20 protein-coding genes and 1 pseudogene are annotated in these 24,964 nt (G+C 33.1%); 2 read left to right on the top strand and 19 right to left on the bottom strand.

All coding sequences use genetic code 11. The features are described 5' to 3' along the window. Window positions 1-7: 7 nt before the first annotated feature. Genes MHI00_RS17060 through MHI00_RS17050 form a run of 3 tightly spaced genes read right to left on the bottom strand, consistent with a single transcriptional unit; the run spans window position 8 to window position 3,107 of the window. Entirely contained in the window at window positions 8-1,351 is a 1,344-nt protein-coding gene (locus MHI00_RS17060) for an ABC transporter substrate-binding protein (RefSeq protein ID WP_056998950.1), read from the bottom strand. 17 nt (window positions 1,352-1,368) lie between these two features. Beyond that, entirely contained in the window at window positions 1,369-2,205 is an 837-nt protein-coding gene (locus MHI00_RS17055) for a carbohydrate ABC transporter permease (protein WP_056998949.1), read from the bottom strand. A 14-nt stretch (window positions 2,206-2,219) separates the two neighbouring features. Then, window positions 2,220-3,107, bottom strand: a complete 888-nt coding sequence (locus MHI00_RS17050) for a carbohydrate ABC transporter permease (protein ID WP_056998948.1) — start codon at window positions 3,105-3,107, stop codon at window positions 2,220-2,222. A gap of 634 nt (window positions 3,108-3,741) precedes the next feature. Here MHI00_RS17050 and MHI00_RS17045 point away from each other — a divergent pair. Both MHI00_RS17045 and MHI00_RS17040 read left to right on the top strand, forming a co-directional pair. Further along, window positions 3,742-3,852 (top strand): annotated as a pseudogene (locus tag MHI00_RS17045) (IS6 family transposase); the annotation flags it as partial. A gap of 466 nt (window positions 3,853-4,318) precedes the next feature. Further along, window positions 4,319-4,600: a hypothetical protein gene (locus tag MHI00_RS17040; RefSeq protein ID WP_056998946.1), complete on the top strand. Its 282-nt coding sequence runs from the start codon at window positions 4,319-4,321 to the stop codon at window positions 4,598-4,600. A 135-nt stretch (window positions 4,601-4,735) separates the two neighbouring features. Here the strand turns inward: MHI00_RS17040 and MHI00_RS17035 are convergent, their stop codons facing one another. The 16 genes from MHI00_RS17035 to MHI00_RS17760 form a co-directional block, all read right to left on the bottom strand. Continuing rightward, window positions 4,736-4,903 carry a hypothetical protein gene (locus MHI00_RS17035; RefSeq protein ID WP_162922032.1) on the bottom strand — a complete coding sequence of 56 codons (168 nt, stop codon included), beginning with the start codon at window positions 4,901-4,903 and terminating at the stop codon, window positions 4,736-4,738. 47 nt (window positions 4,904-4,950) lie between these two features. Further along, window positions 4,951-5,805: a nucleotidyl transferase AbiEii/AbiGii toxin family protein gene (locus MHI00_RS17030; protein WP_162922031.1), complete on the bottom strand. Its 855-nt coding sequence runs from the start codon at window positions 5,803-5,805 to the stop codon at window positions 4,951-4,953. Between the two features lie 17 nt (window positions 5,806-5,822). Next, on the bottom strand, window positions 5,823-6,416 hold the full coding sequence (locus MHI00_RS17025; protein WP_119907105.1) for a type IV toxin-antitoxin system AbiEi family antitoxin domain-containing protein: 594 nt from the start codon (window positions 6,414-6,416) through the stop codon (window positions 5,823-5,825). Between the two features lie 74 nt (window positions 6,417-6,490). Next, entirely contained in the window at window positions 6,491-7,246 is a 756-nt protein-coding gene (locus tag MHI00_RS17020) for a DNA-methyltransferase (RefSeq protein WP_119907104.1), read from the bottom strand. Window positions 7,247-7,421: 175 nt separating this feature from the next. Beyond that, the gene (dcm, locus tag MHI00_RS17015) at window positions 7,422-8,798 is read right to left on the bottom strand and encodes a DNA (cytosine-5-)-methyltransferase (protein WP_441293629.1); all 1,377 of its coding nucleotides are present in this window, start codon (window positions 8,796-8,798) and stop codon (window positions 7,422-7,424) included. A gap of 233 nt (window positions 8,799-9,031) precedes the next feature. Next, a complete protein-coding gene (locus MHI00_RS17010) occupies window positions 9,032-9,496 on the bottom strand; it encodes a transcriptional regulator, ArpU family protein (protein WP_135057775.1) in 465 nt (154 codons plus the stop codon). A gap of 371 nt (window positions 9,497-9,867) precedes the next feature. Beyond that, window positions 9,868-12,123: a relaxase/mobilization nuclease domain-containing protein gene (locus tag MHI00_RS17005; RefSeq protein ID WP_278752265.1), complete on the bottom strand. Its 2,256-nt coding sequence runs from the start codon at window positions 12,121-12,123 to the stop codon at window positions 9,868-9,870. Then, complete coding sequence (locus tag MHI00_RS17000; RefSeq protein ID WP_278752268.1) at window positions 12,124-12,474, bottom strand: plasmid mobilization protein; 351 nt, start codon at window positions 12,472-12,474, stop codon at window positions 12,124-12,126. A gap of 223 nt (window positions 12,475-12,697) precedes the next feature. Beyond that, window positions 12,698-13,003, bottom strand: coding sequence for a hypothetical protein (locus MHI00_RS16995; RefSeq protein ID WP_278752269.1), 306 nt, complete (start codon window positions 13,001-13,003; stop codon window positions 12,698-12,700). 3 nt (window positions 13,004-13,006) lie between these two features. After that, window positions 13,007-17,365, bottom strand: a complete 4,359-nt coding sequence (locus tag MHI00_RS16990; protein WP_341115455.1) for an ArdC-like ssDNA-binding domain-containing protein — start codon at window positions 17,363-17,365, stop codon at window positions 13,007-13,009. Further along, complete coding sequence (locus MHI00_RS16985) at window positions 17,366-18,634, bottom strand: toprim domain-containing protein (protein WP_278752151.1); 1,269 nt, start codon at window positions 18,632-18,634, stop codon at window positions 17,366-17,368. Window positions 18,635-18,697: 63 nt separating this feature from the next. Continuing rightward, a complete protein-coding gene (locus tag MHI00_RS16980) occupies window positions 18,698-20,443 on the bottom strand; it encodes an immunoglobulin-like domain-containing protein (protein ID WP_278752149.1) in 1,746 nt (581 codons plus the stop codon). Beyond that, a complete protein-coding gene (locus MHI00_RS16975; RefSeq protein ID WP_278752147.1) occupies window positions 20,418-21,536 on the bottom strand; it encodes a hypothetical protein in 1,119 nt (372 codons plus the stop codon). Before MHI00_RS16975 ends, MHI00_RS16980 begins: the two co-directional genes overlap by 26 nt. Before the next feature lie 20 nt (window positions 21,537-21,556). Then, window positions 21,557-21,850, bottom strand: a complete 294-nt coding sequence (locus MHI00_RS16970; protein ID WP_135057793.1) for a hypothetical protein — start codon at window positions 21,848-21,850, stop codon at window positions 21,557-21,559. Window positions 21,851-21,892: 42 nt separating this feature from the next. Next, window positions 21,893-22,438: a hypothetical protein gene (locus MHI00_RS16965; RefSeq protein WP_135057796.1), complete on the bottom strand. Its 546-nt coding sequence runs from the start codon at window positions 22,436-22,438 to the stop codon at window positions 21,893-21,895. 14 nt (window positions 22,439-22,452) lie between these two features. Beyond that, window positions 22,453-24,960, bottom strand: coding sequence for a peptidoglycan amidohydrolase family protein (locus MHI00_RS17760; protein ID WP_278752145.1), 2,508 nt, complete (start codon window positions 24,958-24,960; stop codon window positions 22,453-22,455). Window positions 24,961-24,964: the final 4 nt, after the last annotated feature.

Below are 24,964 nucleotides of genomic sequence, written 5' to 3'. Positions count from 1 at the left end.
TGTGTGCTTAATCGTTCAAGGCTTTAGAACGCCTTAAACCTTTATCAATCGCTTTATTTCCTGCTTCAACAAAAGAATCTAATGCATCTTTAGTCGTTTTTTCATTTGTGAGTGCTGCTTGAATTTCTGGATACAAAGCATTTCTAATTTCAGCATAACCTGGTGTATTGTTTGAAAAATTCACCACATATTTATCATTATTCATATAGGTTTCTAATAAAGGTAAATTCTCCTTCTCTGCTTCAACAATACTAGTCCTAACTGGTAAGAAATTCATACTCGCTTGAATTAATTCTTCATTTTCAGAATAAAATTTAACAAAATCTTGAGCTAAATTCATTCGTTCATCACCATTGGTATTAAAAACACCTGAACCTAGTACGTAGGTAAATGATAATGGTTGGTCTTGGCTAGGAATATTTGCTAAGCGGATATCAAACTCATCTAGCGAACCATTTTTCATATTTTCTAACATACCCTCATACAAAACTGCGTTAGCAAAACTAATGCCCACTTGTTTATTTTGAAACATAGCGTTCACATCACTACTTGAAAGTGACTCCGCACCTGTGGTCAATAATTTTTCATCGTTTAACTCTTTTAAAAAATCAAGAGCTTCGACTCCTGCTTTTTGGTTAACATTTAAGTTGCCTTTTTGTTCAAAAAAAGGACTGCCAAACATACGCAAATACATCATATTCCATGTATCACCTTGATTATTTTTTGCATAAAACCCTAGTGGAGCTACTTTATCATTACTTTCTTTCAATGCTGTTAATATTTTTTTGAAATCATTAACAGACCAATCAACAATGTCATTTTTTCCAGCCATATATTCCTCTAACCCAGCTTCTTTAAACATTTCTGCATTATAAACTAAAAGTCCAGGATTTTGAGCAAATGGATAAAAATAGGTCTTGTTATTAATACTTACATTATCCCATATTGCCGTAGAAATATCTGCACGATTGGTTTCATCAATGACAGAGTCAAAGGGTTCCAATAAACCTTGATGTGCAAATGTCGATAAAACAAAGGTTGAATCAAAGAAAATATCAGGCAAAGTGTTGGTTTGTGTTGCCACACTCAGCTTACTATCTCGCTCATCTCCGGGAACAACTTGGACACTAATTTTTGTCCCTGGATGCTCTTTTTCATACAATTTCGCAGCTGTTTTAAGAAAGCTATCGTAGTCCGCTCCTTTTTCATCAGCATCAAAGGTACCCTTCCATTGCGGGGTTAACCACACTTCAATTTCATTTTGCGCTTGCTCATTGTTGGATGAACAACCTGCCAAACCAAGAAGAGCTATACATGCCGTTGCTAAGAAAACAATTAATTTTTTTTTCATGAATCGATTCCCTCCTATTATTCTTTTACTGATCCGGCTGTTGCTCCTTTAACGAAAAAACGTTGGAATAAGAAAAAAATGATAATCATTGGTAAGGCTGCAATTGCTGCACCCGCAACGCGCAATCCGATATTAGGATTTACATCTTGTTGCAAACTAGCAACACCAATAGTCAACGTCTTCATTTCTTTACTACGAGCCATCAATAACTGCCATAAATAATCATTCCAAGCCATTACAAAGTTCAAAATAAATAATGCACCTAACCCTGGTTTAACAATAGGTAGCATCAATTTATAGAAAACAGTCCACTCATGAGCACCATCAATTTTAGCAGATTCACGAATTGACTCTGGAATTGCTTTAAAATAAGAATATAACATGAAGGTTCCAAATCCAGTAGCTAAATTAGGTACGATCATAGATTGATAGGTATCAATCCAATTTAATTTGACAACGACATCAAATAAAGGAACAATAAAGGTTTCTTTTGGCACCATGATAGAAACAATGACAAGTAAAAATAAGACTGTACGCCCTTTGAAATGAAGTTTTGCAAATCCATAGGCGGCTAAAGCAGATATAATTACACTAAACAAACCAACAAAGAATGATACGATAAAACTATTGGTAATCCATTGAACTGCGGGTTGTCCTGAAAACAATTCTTTTAGATTTCCCATGAACCAGTTTTTAGGTAAAATATCTGGTGGCATTTTATAAATTTCTGCGGATGTTTTAAAAGTATTCGTTAACAACCAAAATAATGGGAGTAAAAATAAAAGAGCAATTACAAACACAATTATATTGGTAATTAAATCAAATCTTTCCATTCGTTTTAATTTCTTTAACATCTATATCCTCCTAATTATTTTGTTTTTAAGAATGATTTCAATTGTGGCATGCTTAATAATAAAGCAATAATAAACATCAATACACCAATAGCTGAAGCAACTCCAGTATTATTATAAACAAAAGCATTTTGGTATAAATAATACATCATTGTGACTGATCCATTATTTGGCCCACCGCCTGTTAATAGCTGAATAACAACAAAAATCTTCAACACAGCAATGATATTGATAACTGTTAAATAAGCTGTCGTTGGCTTCATTAATGGAATTAAAATATGGCGAATTCGTTGCCATCTTGTTGCACCATCTAACTGTGCGGCTTCAAAATAATCCTCTGGTAAACCAATCATTGTAGCTAAATATAAAATGATGGCTTGACCCACATTCCCGATAAATGTAACAAAAATAATAACAGACATAACTGTATTGGGATTCCCTAAAAGGTTAACATCTTTAACCCCCATATTGCCCAACATGTAACTTATTAAGCCATTTGATGGATTTAGTAAAAAATTCCAAATAATACTCATAACAACCATTGAAACCATTACTGGTAAGTAATAACTCCCTCGAATAAACGACACGTATTTTGAATTTTTATCATAAACTGTAGTTGCTACAAATAAGGCGAACACAATAGTAAGAATTACAATTGCAGCAACAAAAAAAATAGTATTTACTACTGACTTCATGAAAATAGGATCACTAAACAAATTAATAAAATTATCAAAACCAACAAAATAAGAATCCATACCATACACTTCATAAAAGCTCATCTTAAATCCATTAAAAACTGGATAGATTATAAATACAGCCATCAATATTACCTGTGGTGCAATAAATAGATATCCAGAAAAAGGGTTCTCAATGCTTGTGAATTTTTTCTTCTTTTTTTCATTCATTTTCTAATATATCCTCCTCATATTAATCTAGATTATCTCCTAATGTCTTACTATCTTTAATCCTCCTCATTATAATTATCAGATTTCGAACCCGCTTACAAAACAGAATTCTTCATTCACTCATCTAATGGAACTAACAACAACATTTTGTATGCGTTTTCAAAATCAGTATACTACATAAAAAATAAAAAAGGAAACATTTTCCAAAAAAAAATAAAAAAAGAAAATTCCCTCCTTAATTTATTTTTTTATTTAAAAACTTGTCTTTTATATGAAATATGAATTCTATATATTTAGTTCATTTGAAAATTTTATGTTTTTCTAGTAATCTTAATGGTTGCATCAGAGTCAATAATTAAGACAATTTGTTCGAGATACTTTTTAAGGAGTTATTATTACCTAGAACTAAACAACAACCAAACTATGTAATATGTGAAGACACTTATTTAAAAATCATATCCAAAAACGACAAAACTGAAACGGCCTACTTTCCTGAACTTCTGAACATCGTCATTCTAACATTAGAAAATGACCCTTTTGATTTTCTTGGGTATATCTATATGGGTTCAGTTGAAAAGTTTAAAAATCAATGAAACTAAAGTATAATGGACCAAAAGTAGTGGAGGGATTTTTCATGAAAAATGTTTTTAAAGGAAAACATTTTGATAAAGTCATTATTATTGAAGCCGTAGGCTTATATTGCCGGTTTTCTTTAAGTTACCGTGAAGTAGCTGAAATTCTTCGACTTATGCTAGTTTGAAAATACATCATATAGAGTTTAAGGGTATACGATGTGACTCGGCTCTTATAATGGAATCACGGACAATGTATTCGATAAAATCAACAACTAAAAAAGTAGTCAAGAACTTATACGTTGATGACTACCCATTTTTATTGTTACTAGTAATTTTATTATGGCGCACTTTAATAGTGGCACGCAAACGTATAGATTTAAAAAACAACATAATCAAATGAAAGGAACTGGCAATGGTAAAGAAAAGTAATGTACCTAATAACGACAACATCATAAATATTAATTTGATTCCTAGCATACTTTCCCACTCCTTCCAATGTTTATAGTTATTCATCTTACTAACTATAAACAAAGTATAACATATTTGTTATACTTTGTAAATACATGTTATACTTTTGTACATATTATTTACACTTTTGTTTTATTGTTGTATAATAATGAAAAGGAGGCGTTTAACTTGCTACAAATTCATGATATTTTAGAAAATGACTCACTCTCCACAGATGATAAAATAATCGCCATAGAAGCGTTTTTAAAAGAAGACCTAATAAATATTAAAGAAGCAATTGAAATCTTAGGAGTAGCCAGAATAACCGTAAATAGACATATAGAAGATGGGAATCTCCCTCTCTTAATCAATAAAGGCCAATTTAAAGTTCTAAGTAAAAATGATGTCATCAACTTTAAATCAACAATTGATTCTACAAAAGAATTCTTCAAGAAAAAGGAAAGAAATTAAAATAAACGATTCTAACTCACAATAGTGTGAAAGAATCGTTTTTTATTTTCTAATTCACCTGGTCACCAAGTTTTTCTTATGCAAAAAGGGACAAGAAATATAAATAATTTCTTGTCCCTTTTTATATGGTTATTTCTAGACTGCTAATTGCTTATATCGATAAATCTTTCTAAAAACTAACGCAACTAATAAGAAAATTGTTTTTACTACCAACACGATTAAATGAAAAGCTATAGAGCACGCTAAGAAAATTAAGGTGAATAATAAAGATGTCACCATGATTAATAGTCTAATTCCTGCCATAAATATCCACTCCTTTCATTTATTGTGTTGCCTAAACGTAATAACTCTCAACTTTTGTTCTTGTTTTCCTCACGAATAATAGTCACTGTTAAATTTTCAATAGTATAAATTACTTCTTCAAATGAGATCCCATTAGCGAATGAATTTGTTTGAGTATATTCAGTCCATCTTCTTTTAACACTATCACTATTCTTAATCAATGGAAAGTCTTGACTATAATAATCGTTGAATGCATTTGTTAACCCTCGTTGGTCAAATGTTTTTCGAATACTTTTTTCAAGAGTTTTATCATTCAATTGCTCCATCTTAGTTATTGTATAGATATCGTACAAATCTTTTGACCTAGTATTTATTGAACCAAGCGCATAAAATGCACTTAGTTTCTCAGATAGGATCTGTTCTGTTGGATAAGCAGCAATGTTAATTTCTCTGTCTCCAAATAATATAGGATGTGTGTGATTGTGTACTGGAGGAAAAATCGAGTCTCCAACCGTAACATCAATTTTTAATGATTCTTGAATCCGTTCATATTGCGCTTTTAGCTTCACTTCAAACCCATCATATTGGAATCCTTCTCGAATACCCCGAATAGATTTCAATTCAAATTTAATCCCATCTACTGTTGGTTCCGAAAAAATAGTATTAAATACTTCTCTTAATTTCTCTTCCGACACTGCTATTTGTTGAATCGTTGTATCAATATCCTGTGTCGTTCGATTTTCAATTCCGTATCTAGAGCCTACTAAAAACCCACCTTTTAGAACAAAATTCGTTTTGTATTCAGATTCAGCAATAGCTTCCAATAATCGATCCATCATAAAATGTTTTAAAACTAATTGTGCCGGAATATTCTTTTCTTTTGCTACATTTCTAACTAGTGCTTTAAGTTGAACTGGATTCATTTTGTTCATCCTTCCATTTAAACCAGTGCCTGAATATAGGAATCTAATTCCTTATCCACAGGTAGATAGTTCATGTACTTCAGTAATTTTGGAATGTCTCTATCTTTCATTTGCATATAATTTTTTACAGCTTCGATTTTATATTCACTTAACGTTCTCGACCACGGATTCCAAACATCACAAAGGGTACGTTCTTTATTATACATTCTTAATTCATTCCCTAACACACTTTTCACATAAATCATTCCTAATAAGTGATACTCTGCCTTCACATAATGAGCATCAATGGGAATCTCCTCTAACACTTTTTTATTTAAATGATACCCTTGAGGAAATGAAAAGTGAACTTTTTCTGGTAATACATTACTTAAATCGTGCAAAGCTAATGCAGATTCATGAGATAAAATCCCTTTTTCAAATCGTTGCTGAAGGAGAAAATTTGTATCTTCAAAATCACTACTCCCAATAAAAAGTCCTCTATAAACTTGTTCAAGTTCACCCGACTTAAGCATACGATAAATCGTATTTCGTGCAATACCAGCATCGTTAATTTGGTTCCAAGATAAATTACCATTATATTGATCCAATAATTGATAGACACTTTTTTTCATGATATTGCCCCTTTCGTGTACAATTACACTTTTATTATAACATAATTAAAGTGTAATTGTACACAAACGGACTATTATTCGTTAAATAAACTTAATTGCGTTGTGTTTTGTTCAATTCGTTTTAACGAATTTTTGTAATAACTTTCATTCATTTCAAAACCTATATATCTTCGTTCTGTGTTAATCGCTGCAATGGCTGTCGTTCCACTTCCCATGCAGTTATCTAGAACAAGGTCATTTTTATTTGTATAGCTTCTTATCAAATACTCTAGCAGTTCAACTGGCTTTTGAGTAGGGTGAAAACAGTGTTTTGATTCCTTGTTAAATTTCAACACATTATTTGGATATCCACTAAATTCTTGAATATATCCCTTCATAGCCAAGCTCTCTGAATGATAAATATCACTTTTATCTGGATTACGTCTTGTTTTAACTTGTGGGTTTCTAATTGGAACAAGCCCTTGCGGATAATAACGTGGTGTTCCTTTACTAAAAACTGAGATTGTTTCTACTGACCGCATGGGTTGTTTTTTAGCAAAAGCAAATCCAGTAGCGGTATTTTTCACCCAATACCAATCATATTTATATTCCTTTAAATTACTAGCTCTAAGTGCTGTAGAGAAAGGTTCTGCACCAAATAGGACAATTGCTCCATCCTTCTTAATCAAACGTCTATACTGCTCCCACAATTCATCAAACGGTAGTATTGTGTCCCATGAACATGCTGTTGTTCCATAAGGTAAATCACAAATAATTGCATCGATACTTTCATTTGGCAGTCGTTCCATTCCTTTTAAACAATCTTCATTAAAAATCGTATTGATTTCCATTTAATTTCTCCCAATAAAGTGCGGCCACACAAGTTCTATTTATTTAAGATCTTATGAACCTAGTATACTGAGAAGTCGGTTTACACATGGTTAAAACGTTGATTTACAAAGGTTTCTAAAAGGTTTCATTTCTTTAAATGGTATAAAGCACAATTTACATCCCCTCTTTTTCATTTTATTTAAAGTATTTGGCTATCTCATAAATGACTAAAGTCGTCACGCTGTTACCTGCCTGTTTATACAGCTGAGAATTTGACATTGTAGGCTCATATTCACAATCATAATGATTTAATTGTCGATTTAGTATGTCGAAAGCTATTTCTTTACTACCGAATTTTGCGGCTAAAAATGCCCAATCAGGAAATGCCTGGAGTCGCCAACATTCCATAGGCGTTAGTTTCCGTATTTGAAAGTCTTCAGTTAAAATTCCTTGTTGGTCGTTCGTTAGTAGCGTGTTGGCAATATCTTTACCAACACGCCCTCTTCTAAACTCTGAGTCTGGGAATGAAAGATTAATGCTATCCCCAACTGTAGCTTCAGCATATCCTTTCTTCGTTGATTCTTTAATGGCGATTTTTGGTTCTTGCCCGCCACCACTCATTGTAGTCAATGTTGTTGATATTCCATCAATATCTAGCACACTAGAGCCTTGACGAAAATTACTTTCTAAATTTCCCATGACCATAATTCCATGTCGGTCTTGAGCTGTTACAGTAAACATATCTTCTTCATTTGATTTAAATCTTCTACCATTTTGTCTATTTTTTAGTCTATCTGGAGTCAGTACAGGGAGTACTATTTTATTTCCTTCACCATTATTAGTTGTCAACGTAGGAGATAATCCATTACTATTATAAACTGATCCATTCATCCCTCTTTTTGAAGGATTGACGTTCCCTACAACAATTTGTTTAGGTGATTTATAGTCTGTTGCAGTCAAACAACTCATTACACCATCCGTATAAAAAGTTCGTTCTCGTGTATGCAGACTGACATTGTTTTCAACATGAGTCGTTCCAGCTAAACTTATTTTTCCTGATTTACTATCAGTTGATTGACCTTCTGTTGTGAGAGGAAAAATGTTTGCGGAACATTCTCCTCTAAGATGTCCGATAATATAAATCCGCTCTCGATTTTGGGGGACGTATCCTTTACTGTTAATACACGAGAATTCCACATCATACCCAAGCTCATCCAGCGTTCTGAGGATTGTTTCAAACGTAGCCCCTCCTTCGTGATTGAGTAGTCCTTTGACGTTTTCAAGGAATAAAATGCGAGGTCTGAGAATAGATGCGAACCGTGCAATCTCAAAAAAGAGAGTTCCTCTAGTATCTGAAAAACCTCGTCTTTTTCCCGCAAGGCTGAAAGCTTGGCACGGAAATCCTCCGCAGAGAACGTCGACACGTCCGATTCCTCGAATAAAGTCATCTGTGATTGTTGTAATATCATGCATTTCCACCTCGTTTTTCGTAGTATGAATTGACTTGTAACTCTTTCTTGCATAGGAATCAATTTCGCAAAAACCTAAACATCGATGTCCGGCTTTTTCCATTCCTAAACGAAATCCTCCCACTCCGGAAAATAGATCCAAAAAAGTTAAAGAGTTTGTATTTGCTAATTCATTTTGAGTTGCTTCTTGTTCGTTAAGTTGACTATTTTTTTTCAACATGGGCTAATCTTTCCCACAGCTGTGTTCGAGTATTTCAAGTACTTGATATATTCATCTTAACGAAAATAAGGGTGGAAAAAGGCTGATATAATAGTACTTAAGCGATTGCTAAACGTTTATTTTTTCAACACTAACAAGCTCAATCCGCAACTAAACTGGAGCATTGTTTTTTTAGAATCATCTACAACAATATTTTTTTGATAATGTATTCTTTCGCTCACATTTGAAACAGTTAATCCATAAAAATAACGCAACATAAAAATTTTCCTTCTTCTTTCAGTTATCTCGGGGCGGTAAGGGTGTATGATAGAAGAATACCCAACTACAAAATATTTGTGGAGTCGCTCATACTCAGACTGATAAATTTCAAGACTAGTATTTGTTTCAATTTTACTGCTTGAATCTGATTCAAAATTAACCAATGTATACTCAGATGTGAGTTTTGGCAATATCGGTTGACCAACACGTTCCCTTGCTGTTTTGTAAGCAGCAATGAATATTCCGACATTGTGTTTCGTTTGTTTCCAATCAATTTCATCATATGAAGGCAGTTCATAGTCACGAATATCAAAAAGTTGCACACAATAACCTCCTTTGTGTTAAAATATAGAGGTTGTTGTGTGGCTTGCCTAACGACAGCAATAGGGTTGGCGGAGAGAAATCTCCGCCTTTTTCCTTGTCTTTAGTTAAAAAAAATGGGAAAATACTGTTCGTTCATCCAACTTAATGACTATAATACCTACATATCGTTTTTATTTTTTTCACGTTTTGCCTTCCATAATTTTTTTGGAATAATAGTTAAGATCCACCAACAACTTTTTACAAATAAGAGCAATAAAAAGAGCACCATTCTAATAAAAAGTATTACTATAGAAAATAGAATTTTTAAAATTTTCAACTCTAACATTTAGAATTAGCTCCTTTCTATAATTGATCTGATTAAAAATAATGATTATCGTTCGAGGTCTTCTCTCTTTGCATGTTGTTTTTTCTTTTCTTGTTCCTTTTGAGGAACTTTGTTCAATTCAACAAGGAGTTCTTTCACTTGTAAATACCTCGTTAAATTAGTTTCTTGACTAGTTAGCTGTTCTTGTAATACTTTTTCCTGAGTATGGTTTTCTTTAACTAATTCAATAACTTTATTTGAGTCCACATTAGGACTAATTCCTCGTTTTTCTAATTCATTTTTGGAAACTTCAAATGCCTTAAGTTCATCTTTAAATTTCATTGATAAACTATTTTTCTGAAATCCTGATTGCTCAACAGAAACATACGTATCGTAGTATTTTTGATAGGTAATTAAGAATTTGGCTACCGTATTGTACTCCCCAATCTTCTCTTCCAAACTTTTTATACTAACTCTAGTGGAATCAACTTGACTCATTAATTCATCAATCGTTTTCATTAGACCTGGTATATCCTTAACTTTATTTTTTCTCAAAAGAGAGAGATTTTCAGCCAACTCTTTTGTATGTTTAATTGACAATCTTCTATCTAAATTATTGAGTTTATATTTTAAATGGTCATCTAACATTGGGGATTGGTCTTCAATTACTTTTATTAAGTCTTTACCCTTAATAGGTTCATATGGTATTTTTTTCTTGCTGTTATTGCTTTGTTCTTTTTGATAGTAATAGTTCCAATTATTTGATAATTCAATAGAAACTTTCTTTGACATTTTATTGTAATGAACAAACTCTTTCGGTAAAAAGAAACGAGAAATCCCATGACTCTCAAAATTAAGACTGACTCCTTTTTCACTTATTGATTGAATATTTTTTGCAGAAATTTCAATCGTATGCCGAGGTATTTCTAATTTTGTTTCTAATTGTCTAAGTAACATTTCACCTTTTAAGAAAAAGTTCGTCTGCTTCCCATTCTCCATAAAATAATAATTAAATTGATCCCCCAAATGAATTTGATATTTTTTTTCTTTTGGTAAAAAATCAACATGGTTCGCATCAATAAAAATATGACCCGTCTGACCTGTTCCATTGTCAGCACGAATTAATAATCCTTCTTTTGTAATTTTTTCAATCATAGAATCATCTAATAATACAGGAGAATCAATTTCACTGACTGCCGTTTGAGCCTGTTCTTCATATACCTCTTTAAGTGGAATTGTTAGTTCTTCCCTAACTAAGGGCATACCTTTTCTTAATTGTTCGGTTATTTTATCAATGGTCAATCCTTGATTAAGAACTCGTTCATTAAGCTTCAAGTTTTCTGTATCTAGAAATTCAAACTGAACTTCACCTTTACGATTACGCTTATAGCTAATTGAGAATTCATTTTTTAATATCCTTTCAAAATCTTCAATTGAAAGACTCTTTTCAAATGTTTCTAAAATGGAATTTTCAGTTCGACTAATTAACATTTCATTTTGTTTTAGTCTTTCTTTTAGTCCATCTTTTGTAAAACGACCATCATCAGAAAGTTTTTCATCACGTGTATTTCTCTTTTGGTCTTCAAAGTTATAAGTAACATGTTTGCCAGTTAAGTCCATCGTTACTCCTAACTCTTGAGCATGAGAGACTAATGATTCCAAATTTGTTTCACGTTCTAATAAAAAACTCATACGTTTACGTATTTGAACTCGATATGTTGTTTGAGTTCTGTACTTCTGATACTGCTGATAATTATTTTTTAATGGGAGTTTTTCTGGAAGAACAGAAAGCCCATGTTCTGCACATAGCTTGTCACTTATTGACCGAATTTGTGAAGCTGTTTTATAAGGTACGCAGCGAAACTTTGTATGGGAATAAAATGATGTAGCATTAAATACAATATGATTATGGATGTGCTCCTTATCTATATGGGTTGCAATCACGAATTCGTGCTTACCACCTAACATTTCTTGCATTAATTTTTTCCCAATTTCATGAGCTTCTTCTGGAGTAATATTATCTTCAGGAGAAAAACTTTGGATAACATGATGTGCTCGTATATCTGCACCACCAACATTCCTATAATTCCCTTTAACCTCACGAGCTAATTCTTGTGTCATTGCAAACTCAGCAACACTGAATGATGGATCACAATTATAGCCAGATACTAATTCACCTTCACTTGTTTTTAAATCATTCGTGATGTAATCAATTGCTTGTTGTTGTTCTGATTTTTCTTTATTGGTTTTATCGAAATCCATGATATACTCTAAAGCTTCTTTATGGCTTCTTTTAATTTGAAGAATTTTAGTAACTGCCATCTAAATCCCTCTCCGGTCTTCGTAAATAATTTTTAACAAACCTCGATTAATTTCTTTGGTCAAACGAATATAATTTTGGTTCATCATATTCATATCGTCACGAGTAAAGCTTCCAGTTCCATTTAATTTTTTTGCAATCTGATTGATATTGTTTCCAATCATAGAAAGCTGTTTTATCAGTTCTTTTAAATCTGAAAAGTCTTTATGAATGACAAGACCCTCTGTTAGCATCCGTCTACTGTAAGATGAAAAGTTTGTAGTATTGGCCAACTCCATTTTACGTTGAATTTGTAAGTACTCATTTTTGGATAATCTAATATTTTTTTGTACGTCTCGTTCTCTTTCAACCATTACTATCTCAGCTCCTTTAGTAAACATAACGAAATTTTTTATTGACATAATATACAGGAACGGAGAACGCTCATTTCAAGGGCGGTTTTGGCGCAAGCATTGCAAGTGGCTAGCCACTTACTAAATTATATAGGCAGACAAGAAAATCTTGTCTGCCTATATAAACTTTGGGGGTTCCCCCCAATCTCCCTTTCCTCTAGCTTTTCTGTTCTATTTTTTTTTCTTACTTTGTTCTTATTTTCGATTTTTTTACGTGTATGATTTCATCATTGACTAACTCCAATGGAGGGATTTTATCGTAGTAGATTAAGAACTCTTCATCCGTCATTTTTTCAATTTTTAGGATCATTTTTCTTTGTTCATTGGCTTCTCTTGAATCTAAAGTAGCCATCTCTTCTTTCAACTCATCTAGTAATTCCTGTTTTGTTGGTAAAGGTTCCATGCCTAGATATGTCCCCTTACTTAGTCCTATAACTGCTTCCATATTTTCCTCAAAATTCAAGGGATTCGAATTGGTTGAATAAGTCATTATTTATCTCTCCTTCTGTGGATTTTTCTTGCCCTGCTGACGTTCCTGGGCTTGGGACTTTTTTACATTTTCATTGTGATTATCAGAGCGGCCACGTGCAATTCCGAGCTTCACTCCGACTCCTTGTTCTACTTGTTTTTCTTTTGAAAGCTCTTCTAAACTTTCATTAATTCCAGTAATTACCTTATCAGCTTGTTTTTGAATTGTAGCAAAACTTTGAGTAAGTTCTTTCACTTCTTTTCCACTACTCCATGAAGCAAGATAACCGAATGAGTAGTCTGAAGTATCTAACCCAAATCTAGAACAAACTACAAAAGCGACACTCTCAGCTTCAACTTCCATCGTTCGTCTATCTTTATCTTCCCTTAATTTTGGCTCATGCAAATGACTGTGGGTAATTTCATGGATAAGTGTTTTTATTGTCTGAGCTTCACTCATCCCTTTGTTTAAAGCAATCCGTTTGTTTCCGAAATCACAATACCCTTTTGCACCACTTTGAATCTCCTCAAATTCAATTTTATAAGAGGTAGTGCTAGCTATTGCTTCAAACAATTTACTATAATCATTAACCGGTCCACTTAACTCTTTTGTTAAGGTTGGCATCGGTGCTCCATCTGTTTGGGAAACATCAAAAACAGTCATAGTCTTAAAACGTCTAACGGTAACTTCTTCCGTTACAGTTTCCTTTTTACCATTAATTTCTTTTGTTTTAGTTTGTTCTTGCTTGATGTTCATTGGAGCAAGAATCTTGATTCCTTTTTGTCCTTTTACAACATGACGTTCAAAAACTTTTTTCCAAGTTTGAAAACCAGCCACTGCTTTTGCATTTGGCATTTGTTGCAAAATTAATATTGTATTGCTCCAAGAATAATTATGAAATTGACTCATTGTTTTTAAATATTGTTTATACTTATCTGATTCTAAAAAATCTTTAACTCCTTCTCTTGCATATTCCACTAAATCTTTTGTAGTTGCATTTTCTTTAAAACTAGGTGACAAAGTAGCTGCTCTTTCTTTTTTATTCTCCTCTTTTGTTCCAGGTTCAAACAGAACTTTATCTGTTATTTTTGACCCTTTCGGTTCATGGTTTTGGTTAACTGACTTATTTTTACTTGAGTGATCTGTAATAACTGCTTCGCTTTTTGTTTCAATTGAAGTTTCTTTTTTTCCTCTACGAAAAAACCCTTTTTTACTTTGTGCCTCATTTTCTTTTTGTTCTCTTTCACTTGTCACTTCTTCATTCTGATTGACAATAGTCTGAACAAAATTCTCCGCTTGTTCTTGTCGATCAAAGTATATCGGATTCCCTACTCGTGTCGGATCTTGGAAATAAATCATTTTTTTATTTGCTGAAGCGGACCAAGTTTCAAAATCTTCAACGTAAATATTCTTCCAAGCTGCTGCTGAAATTTCTTGCTCTTTTGTTTCAATAGGGGTAGATAAGTGTGATTCTTTTTTCGCCAATAAATTCTGACTCATGACTTCATAATACAAACGATCTTGATTATCACGATTGTCAAAATACGTAGTTGCGCTTTGATAAGAAATTGTTTCACTCCAGGCATTACCATCAAAACTTTGAAGATAAGCCTGAACATTAGCATACTCTCTAATATAAGCTCCATTTACAATGTCTTGTATCATATAAACTCCAGCCTCATTTTGCTTCACGTTCAAGGCAGCCAGTTCATGATAAGGGATGTACTCTTTATCTAGTCCATCATATTGTTTGGCCCAATCGTTCAATGCTACTAACTCATTTTGAAGATTTTCTTTTTGCATGTTTAATTGATTTTGTTTTAGTGCATTTGCATTCACTTCTTGTGCAAATTCATTAAACTCAGCAAATGTTTCAAATGTTTTGGGCTCTGTACCAGGTATCGCCATCACCAACATCGGTTCCATTTTAGTTGCATCGAATGTAGATTCATTAGCTGATTTTCCTTTTTCACTTTGATTTTGTTTAACTCCCATAAAAGTACTCGTATGTTGGTACATTGCTTTTGTTGCTTCGGGTACTAGCTTTCCTTCACCTACATCCAAAGAAACATGTTTCAAAGCTTCCAGTTTATCTTTCATGACTAACTGATCTCTATCTTCATGGACAAGATTTTCAATAAAAACTTGAGCATTTTGAAAGGCAACTGATTGACCAAAATTAAAGTCCTTATGAGTTACAAGATAATCTCCTAAAGAATGAAACCAAGTGTCTGCACTTTCTAGTACTATTAAGTTTTCCGGTGTTAATTTTAATTCGTTTATTTCATCAATTGGAACATATTCTTTACCAACACCATCATATTCATTTGCCCATTTTTTAAATTCATTCAATCGTGTTAAATTCAGTTCTACTTTGCCTGCAGTTGGCATATACGTTTTGTGAACTTCTGACAACTTTTCTGCACTGTCATATGCTGTTTGAATTGAATCATTGGTCATCACTTGAATCATTGCGGCAAATTTAGAATCTTCCGGAAGTTGCCCCGCTATCTTACCAGGTATCTTTTTCCCATCCTTGTCTTCAATCAATTGATTATCTATCAACTGCTGATTCAAATAATCCATTTGAATCGTTAATCGCATATTATCAGAAGGCGACAACGCTCCTTTTTCTAATTCGGTAATTTCTTTTGTCAAACCTTCTAACACCAAATCTATTTTATTTTCTAAATCTTCAGAAAGAGTAAATACAGATTTTTCTTCCTCTTTTTTATGAATATTGACTATGCTTTCAGTAAGCTCTACCATTGATTGTGGTGTAACGTTAGTATAAGCATCGACTAATTCTCTAATCTTTGAACCTTCTTTTAGTTGATCCCCACGCTCACTAACCACAAGTTTGTTTTCTTGTACCTCAACTAGTTCATTTGCAATTAATTGCTCTTTAAGATAATCAACTTGAAGCGACACTCTCATTTCTTGAACTGGAGTAAATGTTCCATTCTCTATAGCATCCAATTCCTGACTAATTCCTTCTAAAACTAATTCGACTGTTTTTTCTACTTCAACTGGAAGAGTATAAATCACTTGTTCTTTAGAATGTTTTTGATCCATGAACTCAAGAAATTTATCTGGAAACTGTGCTTCAAAATCTTTTTGATTCGTTAACAATGATGTGTCTTCTTTAATACTTTCAAAAGCATCATTTAAAGGTTCTTTACTAGCTTCTAATGTCTTCACAAAGGTTTGAACCTTTGGATCATCCATATTCATTTGTGATAGCTTTTCAACCAATTTCCCCTTTCCTGAAATAATTTCACTTTGTTTAAAAATTTCTTTTGGATCTAACTGAATCATTTGTTCTTCAAATTGATTCAAGTCTGAAACCAATCGTTCAATTAATGGTACTTTTAAATCATTCACTTGAGTTTCAATGACCCCTTTATCTTTAATCTCAGTTGCTTCATTTTGTTCAAACGTTTCATTGAATACAGATAAGTCTTCAATATTTGGAGGTTCTTCCATATTGGCTACATCAAAAGGATCAACTTGTTGTTCAAATGATTTATCTTCTTTTTGAATTTCTTGATTCAATTCACTTTTAGACAAGATAGTAATATTTTTCGGATCAAATACAACGTATTCTTTTGTATGAGTATTATCATCAAGCACAAAATCTTTGATACCATACTTAATATTTAACTGCTCTAAAGCTTCGTTAAGATACTCATTACTACCGAAATCACCACCAAGTCTATTATTTAGGTCATTAATAATTGATAAGTCATCCGAACTACTATTTACTACCTCTTCTGCTAATTGATGTGAAATTTGTTTGTTTCCCTCATCCATCATTACTTCACTTGATAGTTCTGCTTCATCAGCAATAATAAAAGGATATTGTTCCTCACCTTGAAGCTGAGATTCTGCTATATGATTTATCAGCAACTCTACTTCATCAATTGTCAAAGTTACTCTTTCGTCATATACAGCTCTGCTTGTTAGTAAATCTCCGCTTACTTCATACAAATATCCTTCATTTGCATACATTTCTGCTCTTTCTTTATTATCTGTAAAGTACAATCCATAGCCCATTGATGTTGCATCTGAAGTATGAACACTTTGAAGTTGAAACTCATCAAATGATTTTTCTGAACCATGAAAAAGAACCATCGGCTTATTAGTCGATGGCTCTCCATTTTTCTCTTTAGTTATGGTTGGCACAACATTAACCTCCTCGATTTTCACGTTCTGTTGCATTTCATTATGAGGTTTATATAAATCCCCCTCTTTTACTGATATACGCTCCTGCGAGCTTCTAGCAGCCTTTAAAACATCATTCCAATCTTTCAAAACTTCTTCTTTTACTTCTATCCCTTGTGTTTTGTACATCAACTGAATCCGTTCAAGTTTTTCCACCATTTATCTGGTTTCTTTTGTGTCATTACGACTTACAACTAATTTTGTAAAATCATACGTATTCGATTCAGATTTAACTTTTGCTAACGCCTGCGCAGCTTCTTTACTTTTTTCAATTACATTAATTGGTTCTGGTTTTTCTTTAGGACCTAAAACCTTCCCAAAAAACTGCTCATTTTTCCATGGATTTGCTAATTCATTTGTGTTACTTCCATTCGTAAATGCTTTATGAACAGTAGCAATGGCTATAGGATCAACATTATATTCAGTCCCTATCCTTTGATAGATCATCATATGTTCCTTTGAAACAGCATTATTATAAGGCTGTGCAAGTTGGTAATTTTCTCTAGTAGTAAATTGGTATTTACTTGATAGTTTATCTACAAACTTTTGACCAGCTGCATCATTATCAACTGCAAGTATTACCCCTTTATCGATATTTCCTTTTTTCTCAACAACTAGATCCTTTAAAAATTCCACTAAAGACCTTTCTTTCAGTCCTTCCAAATCAACAAACATACAGTTATCAAGAGTCGGATGTAATGTCCAATAACTCAACAAATCAATAAATGATTCACCTACAACTATTTTATCTGGAGTTCCTATCGTATAATTCCATCCATAGTTTGACTCACTATTTCCCATAATTCGTTTGTCACGGCCGCGCTTTCCAAATTTTTCTTCATCATACGTAAGACCTTGAATTGTTCCACCTACTAGTTTTCCATGCCTCTCCCATTTAGCCGTAATACAAGGCGCTTCTTCTTTACTTTCCGGATAGAATGGCATGTAGGTTGACTGCCGTATAAAACCCTCATCATATAAACGAGCAATTAATTTTTCATTTATCCCACGTACATCCACTAAATAATCTTTTGCGAGTGAAAAGTCATTCTTATCTTGCACATAATAGTAAAATTTTGGTTTCTTTTTTTCTTCATACTTTATTGTTGTTTCAATTAAATCTGTTGTATTTAAAAACTCAACAGCTTCCTTAAACGTCTTATCTGCAAATAATTGAACAAAAGTAATAGCATCGCCACTGATATCTTGACTAAACCATTTAAAACGATTCATTTTCGGGTACATAACTAAACTATTATGCTCTACTCCTCGAATTGTTCTACCTGATTTTTCTAATCCGATTCCTAATGATTCGCAAACCGAAAGAATATCGATTGTTTTCGCATATGAAACTTTTTCTTTAAATGATTTCTGTTTTTCGGTTTTGGTTGGTATTTCAACTTCAGTGATTGTAGCTGTTTCCACCATATTTCTACTCCTCTCTATTGAAAAAAACCAGGACTCCCTATAAGAAGTCCTGGTTCAATATGATTAATCAATTTTATTTTCTTGTAGGTTCATATTCTCTTCTGAAGGTGGCACTTCAGGAAGAACAGGTTCCTCTACTTCTGGAAGTTCAATCACTTCTTTCACAGTAACTGTTCTTACATAAAGTTTAGAAGCTTTGCCGTGTCTATCTACTACTTGATAAGTCACTTCATATACACCTGGTGTACTTGTATCTACTAAATTTGTCACCTCAATAGTAGAAGTCAAAATATCACCGTCTTCAGTATCCGTAACTGTAACTCCTTCCAATGGATCAAAAGAAGAATTCAAGTCAATTTCTACATCTACAATTCCGTGAATAACTGGTGCATCGTTGATTATAGTCACATTAATTTCTTTGTTTGTTTCTTTACCATGACTATCAACAACTGTATAAGTTAAAGGATACACACCTTCTTGTTCCGTTTGAATAGCATTAAATTGTTCCATATTTACGTTTACTTCAAGAGGTAATCCATTCTTGTCATCCTCTCTATCAGTAGCTGTCACACCGTCCATGACGTCATCCAACGTAATATTCGTACCAACATGGAAACTTAAGTCTTTAATACCATGCAACACAGGGGCATGATTTTGTACAATTACTAGACGCTCTACTTTTTCTGAAGCTTTTCCAAAGCGATCTCTTACTTGATAAACAACTTTATAGCTACCTTCAGTATTTGGATCAACCGTGTTTTCAACAATATCGTTTTCAGAAACAAGAATAATTTCCCCATTGTAGGCTTTTGCTAACACACCATCTAAAGGATTGAATGGTTGGTCAATTTCATGATAGACAGTTGGTGCATAAATTCGTGGTGGCGCATTTACAATTCGAACGCTCATTCTAGTTCTAGCCGAAATACCATAACTAGTAGTAACTTCAAACCATACATTGTAAATCCCTTCCACTTCAGTGTTTACTTGTGATGAAATCATAACTCTTGATGAAAGATCACCCTCAATTTCATCCCATGCGGTTACCCAATCAGTGGGATTAAATGACTCCCCAATCTTTAATTCAACAGCTGTAGAAGAAAGTGAAATACTTGGTATTGATGCTACAAATACAGGAACTTTAGCAACTGTAGTTTCATTAAATTTGTTTGTAGCAATCACAAGAAACGATTGATCACCAACATTTGAAGTATCTAATCCTGTTGTATCAACATAAACAGCTACATTCGGATCAAGTGAATCCACTACATTGAAATAATCCATCGGATCAACTATTGAATCTTTCACTATTACAATACCTTCTTGATAATGAATAGTCGGTTTACTCGTTTCAATTACTGGTGGTAAAATTGGTTCCACTGGTTTTGTTGGCTTATCTGGTAAGTTTGGCAACAGAACTGGAGGTGCAACTTCCGTTGGATTTGCAGTAGCAATAACCTTTTCTGCTTCTTTGGTTTGTTCTTTAATTACTGCAGCAACCAATTGCATTTCTTTTGGTGTTAATGATGAAGAAAATCCAGTAACTGAATTTTGATTATTTTTTAATTCAACATCATATTTTTTCAGCGTATCTTCAGCAATATCCGTTTTTTTACTGTTATTCTCTTTTTTTCTGTTAGATTTATCAGATATTTTCTTGTCAGATGACTCTATTTTTTTTGTAACCTCTGTCTTAGGTTCAGATGTTGATTGCAAACTAAAAGCTGCTGTACCAAGTACACCAGCTGATAATAATATTCCTAATCCTATATAAATACTCTTCTTACTTATTGTTTTTGGTAGATTCATTAATAATCTCTCCTCCTAAATTTTCTAAACGAGAAACCCATTGTTTTTGGCTCTCACTATCATTCTCTTTTTTATAATGTTCAATCATTTCTAAACATGCCTTTCCTGTTGCTAATAATTCTTCAAGTTCGTCATCGTTTATCTTTTTTTGAATTGCCGCTGCATCATCTATTTTTCCAGCTTGAATCAGTTTAATAGCTTTGATCTTATAAGCAAAATGAATCTCATTAGTTAATATTTTGCTTTTCAAAGTTTTATTGAGAATTTCTGCTTCAGTTAATCGACCAAGCTCAATATATGAATGTGCTAACATTACTTGACGTTCTTTTGTAAGTTTAGAATCATTGAGTCCTATGACTTCTTCCCATTCTTTTTGATAAAAAGCCAAGTCAAAAGTAGCTTCAGCTGTTGGAAAGGTCTCGTTTAGTTCTTTTAATGCTTTAAATTCTTGCTTTTCTGTTAAATAATCCACTAAGTCTCCTAATTTTTCAGGGAACTTCTTTCCTGCACCAATATAGTCTTTTTCTTCCAAGTAGTCATTCCATGATTTTTCTGGTTCACTTTTACTAAGCCACTGAACAGCAGATTCAACCAGGGGAAATGATTGAACTAGTATACCTCCGACAGTTAGTAAACAAACGGCTCCAACAAGTAATAAAACCATCCGTTTCTGTCCTTTCAATAATGATTTTTGAATTATGGACTTGTTTGTAGTCTCTTTATCCATAGAACCTGGTTCTGATTTTTCTATTTTTTCTTTGCTACTTTTTTGTTTACGTTCTTTTTTTGGCTTCGGGTCCTTAGTAACTTGGATTTGCTTGTTTGGTTTTACTATTGACGATTCTTTCGGAGCAAAAAAACGTTCAGATAAAACAACCTCAATATCATTTTCAAGGGGAAATACAACGTCCTCCGAAAACAACAAATTGTCTTTTTTATCATACAAATTAACCGTACAAGCTCCCTGTGATTTTTCTACTAATAATCGCTTGTTTTCCTTTTCCAGAATTTCAAACGCATCGTACATATCCATTCGTTCCTCTGGAACAGTCATTTTTTTTGCATTAACCAGACAAATGGTTTCTTTGGCCATAAATACTCACCCCTCTCCAATTATTGTGAATGGTTATTTTTTTGTTGATGTCCTTGATGATTCGATTGCTTAATTTCTTGATGTTGTGGTGTATTTGTTTCTCCCGATGCGTGTTTTGACAGTAAAGCTTTCAACTCACTAGCTGATAATTTATAGGCTTCTAATACGGCCATAGTTGACTCAGTTTCTAAATTTTTAACTGCTTTTTTCTTTTGTTGCAACTTTTGTCGATCACTTTCAATTCTTCCTTCAATAACTTTAATTTCATCATTTAAACTAGTGATTTTTTCTTCAACCGTTTTTTTTCGTGCCATCTTCATTACTCCCATTCTTTATACACATTTTTTAATTTTTACTTATTCTGAAATTGTAATCAGTTCAAGTTTATTCACTAAAAACTCTTTACTATCCTTATCTTTAACAAACTGAAGTTTTACTATAGGATTGTTTTCTAGTCCTCTTTTAACAATTTCACCCTCTGTATTGAGTAAATTAAGAGTGTGAGTCACCATACTAATAACTTCCACAGTTCCACCATCAATTTTCCGGATATAATTAAGGCTCCTAACGAATGACGAATGCCCAAAATTTTGTGGTCCAGTACTTTTTTTGGCGATGTCCAATTGATTACGTTGCTCTTTTTGCATTGTAGGTGTTAATTGATCCTTATAATCATTAAAATTGTCACCAGTCTTTTCAAAGGTATAATACTGAAGTAAAAACTCTGTTACTACATCCTCCTTGAATGAATCTTTTTCTTCTTTTGTTATTTTCACTATTTTTTCTTCATATTCTGATGTCGTTTTATTAACACCCATAGTTTTTCCAATACTTACAGAAATAAACACCAGTGCGATGATTACAATAGCTACTATTGCTATTTTCGATTTGTTTTCTGCCATCATTTTCTCCTCCCTTAGTTGATTCTGTAAAAATAAACTGGAGCTAATTCGGGACTACCATAATATCCATCAAATGGTGTCTTAACTACATTTCCATTTTGATTAACTGAAGGAGTACAATGAATTATTGTTTTCCCACCATCATCTAAAAATATTCCTGTATGACCATAGTCACCTCCCGAACCACCTTTAGTTCCCCAAACAAAGATATCACCTGCCTTAACTTGATCCCTTGAAATAGGTTGCAATAAAGTTCCCTCTAATCCATACAAAGTTTCTGTACTTCCTAATCCAACTTTTAATCCAGCCTCTTGCATTGCTTTCATAACAAAAGAAGAACAGTCATGATATGGGAATGTTCCACGTTTCCCTGTATCTTGTGAGTATATGACTCCTTTACCAAATAAAGAATGCGCAAATTCTAGCATTGTACCTGCTGTACCACTTGCTTCACTCCACAAGAGACTCATGTCTTCAGTTCCACCCAATTCTTTCATGAATCCTTTAATAGCTGGAACCCAATTTTTATTTAAACCAAGTGGATCATTGGCTGCTCCAATAGGACAATAGACACTTCCTAGTGCTTCAACAGTTTGAAGCTCTCTCTCTATAATAAGATTTTTCAAAGTGCGACCAGTAGCCTCTATGCCTTCATCTAACGTTGCATAATGGATAATTCCACTTGAAGACATTTGACCCGATGGATTATTGTGCTCCCTAATTGCTTTACTTGTCCCCCAAGCACTTTCATGGATCATAATTGCTGCAAATATAACTGGTGAAACACCTGCTTTTTGCGCCTCCGCAATGATTTTATCCGCTTTAGAGCTAAATAAATTACATTTTGTAAGAATGACCATTCGAAAAACAGCCTCGTTAAATCCTGATCCAGATGTCATGTAGCCAAAATTGGTAAATTGTAAATATTGGACGTTTGGAAAATAAAAGCCTGGGTTAACGATTGTTCCTGATCTTGTATATTGAATAAACAAACTGTTTTCACCCGTTGTTTTCCCAATAACTTGACCTTTTTTTACTTCAGTCCCTACTGAAACCGACCCTTCAAGCCCCTGTAAAGAAAGTATTTTTTTGCCTTTCGTTAAAGATAATTGATCTCCACTTGAAACAACGGTCCCTGACATAGGAGAATGAACTTTTTGTCCTTTCTCAGATTGGATAATTATTCCTTTAAGCTCTGCTTTTTTATTATCCTTTATATAGTAACCAAAGCGTTGTTTAACCATTAGTTGATCAGAATCAGGAAACGAACTTGCTAATTCTACTAATGAAGCATATTGACCAACTTCAGACATTGCTGCGAGTTGGTCCGACATGTCACTGTTTTTTTCATTATTTTTAATAATTTCAGTAATTTCTTGTACTGAAATATTATCCTTTGTTCCTTGTGTTGATTGTGTCACTAATTCTTGGTATAACGAATCAATTTCTTGTCGAGCGGTAGTAGTTTTTTTAGGTAATTTTTTATCTAATTTATAATCACCATACAGTCCATCCATATAAGCTAGCACCCCATCAATAGTGGTCACTATCTCAACATTTTCTCTACTAGCATATGCTCCATTCATTTCCAATTCATTACTTCCTGAACGAATATTGAGCGTTGTATCTGTATCTAATTCTGTTAAATACGACCAGGTTTCTGTTAGTGCTTTTTCATCTGATTTTATTGTAAAAGACGATATCATCATTGATATAGAAACTACTATTATCATTAATACTCCTACTACTACTGAAGCAATAATCCCTACTCCAGCCCCTTGAATAACTGCTATAGGATTTGCAATAAATCTAGAAATTGCTTTAAAAACATTAATTGCTTGTTGCTTACTTGCTTGGGCAATTCGTTTCCTATTTTTAATTATCCAACTTGAAGTTTTAGTGACCTTAACCGTGGTTTTAGCAGTTTTATTAACCATATGAGCCGTTGCCTTCACTCCATCTTTGGTTGCTCGAATATGGCCAGCTACTTGTTCTGCCTCACCAATAAGAGTGTCATCTGTTCCCAATTCTGATTTAACCTCTGCACCAACTTGATCTCCAACAAAACGAACGAGAGATTTTTTATTCTCTTGATTATTTTTTTTTGAATTTTTATCTTTTTTATTCCTATTACCACTAGATTCTTTTTTCTTTTCAGAAGATTTACTTGTATCTTTCTTTTCTTTTGTTGCTTTATCTTCCTTTTCTTTTGTTGCATTACTTTCTTTCTTTTTTTCAAGTGCTGTTTTTTTTGTACTCGCATCTTTTGCTTTATCTTTAGGCTTATTTTTATCAGTTTCTTTTTTTGATGGCTCTTTCTTACTTCCTTCAACTGAATTAATCCAATTATCAATCTTTTTTTCTAGCTTCACACTATCAGACTTTTTATTTTTCTTTACTAACCTAGTATGGACACTCGATTTTACTAAAGTCTTTAATTGCTCCTTTTTTTCAACATGAACGGATTTTTTATTTTTTGTATCACTTGATTGAGTCCATAAATCAGACTTTCTCTCTCTCATGTGT

This window comes from Carnobacterium sp. FSL E2-0243, from assembly GCF_038003605.1.
GTDB lineage: Bacteria > Bacillota > Bacilli > Lactobacillales > Carnobacteriaceae > Carnobacterium > Carnobacterium maltaromaticum.
This window is presented reverse-complemented; position numbering and strand designations above follow the sequence as displayed.

What these genes read in the sequence shown, in the direction of transcription:
- MHI00_RS17060 (WP_056998950.1), bottom strand. Translation starts at nt 1,351, where the DNA reads ATGAAAAAAAAATTAATTGTTTTCTTAGCAACGGCATGTATAGCTCTT.
- MHI00_RS17055 (WP_056998949.1), bottom strand. Translation starts at nt 2,205, where the DNA reads ATGTTAAAGAAATTAAAACGAATGGAAAGATTTGATTTAATTACCAAT.
- MHI00_RS17050 (WP_056998948.1), bottom strand. Translation starts at nt 3,107, where the DNA reads ATGAATGAAAAAAAGAAGAAAAAATTCACAAGCATTGAGAACCCTTTT.
- MHI00_RS17035 (WP_162922032.1), bottom strand. Translation starts at nt 4,903, where the DNA reads ATGGCAGGAATTAGACTATTAATCATGGTGACATCTTTATTATTCACC.
- MHI00_RS17030 (WP_162922031.1), bottom strand. Translation starts at nt 5,805, where the DNA reads ATGAATCCAGTTCAACTTAAAGCACTAGTTAGAAATGTAGCAAAAGAA.
- MHI00_RS17025 (WP_119907105.1), bottom strand. Translation starts at nt 6,416, where the DNA reads ATGAAAAAAAGTGTCTATCAATTATTGGATCAATATAATGGTAATTTA.
- MHI00_RS17020 (WP_119907104.1), bottom strand. Translation starts at nt 7,246, where the DNA reads ATGGAAATCAATACGATTTTTAATGAAGATTGTTTAAAAGGAATGGAA.
- dcm (WP_441293629.1), bottom strand. Translation starts at nt 8,798, where the DNA reads ATGGAAAAAGCCGGACATCGATGTTTAGGTTTTTGCGAAATTGATTCC.
- MHI00_RS17005 (WP_278752265.1), bottom strand. Translation starts at nt 12,123, where the DNA reads ATGGCAGTTACTAAAATTCTTCAAATTAAAAGAAGCCATAAAGAAGCT.
- MHI00_RS17000 (WP_278752268.1), bottom strand. Translation starts at nt 12,474, where the DNA reads ATGGTTGAAAGAGAACGAGACGTACAAAAAAATATTAGATTATCCAAA.
- MHI00_RS16995 (WP_278752269.1), bottom strand. Translation starts at nt 13,003, where the DNA reads ATGACTTATTCAACCAATTCGAATCCCTTGAATTTTGAGGAAAATATG.
- MHI00_RS16990 (WP_341115455.1), bottom strand. Translation starts at nt 17,365, where the DNA reads ATGGTGGAAAAACTTGAACGGATTCAGTTGATGTACAAAACACAAGGG.
- MHI00_RS16985 (WP_278752151.1), bottom strand. Translation starts at nt 18,634, where the DNA reads ATGGTGGAAACAGCTACAATCACTGAAGTTGAAATACCAACCAAAACC.
- MHI00_RS16980 (WP_278752149.1), bottom strand. Translation starts at nt 20,443, where the DNA reads ATGAATCTACCAAAAACAATAAGTAAGAAGAGTATTTATATAGGATTA.
- MHI00_RS16975 (WP_278752147.1), bottom strand. Translation starts at nt 21,536, where the DNA reads ATGGCCAAAGAAACCATTTGTCTGGTTAATGCAAAAAAAATGACTGTT.
- MHI00_RS16970 (WP_135057793.1), bottom strand. Translation starts at nt 21,850, where the DNA reads ATGGCACGAAAAAAAACGGTTGAAGAAAAAATCACTAGTTTAAATGAT.
- MHI00_RS16965 (WP_135057796.1), bottom strand. Translation starts at nt 22,438, where the DNA reads ATGGCAGAAAACAAATCGAAAATAGCAATAGTAGCTATTGTAATCATC.
- MHI00_RS17760 (WP_278752145.1), bottom strand. Translation starts at nt 24,960, where the DNA reads ATGAGAGAGAGAAAGTCTGATTTATGGACTCAATCAAGTGATACAAAA.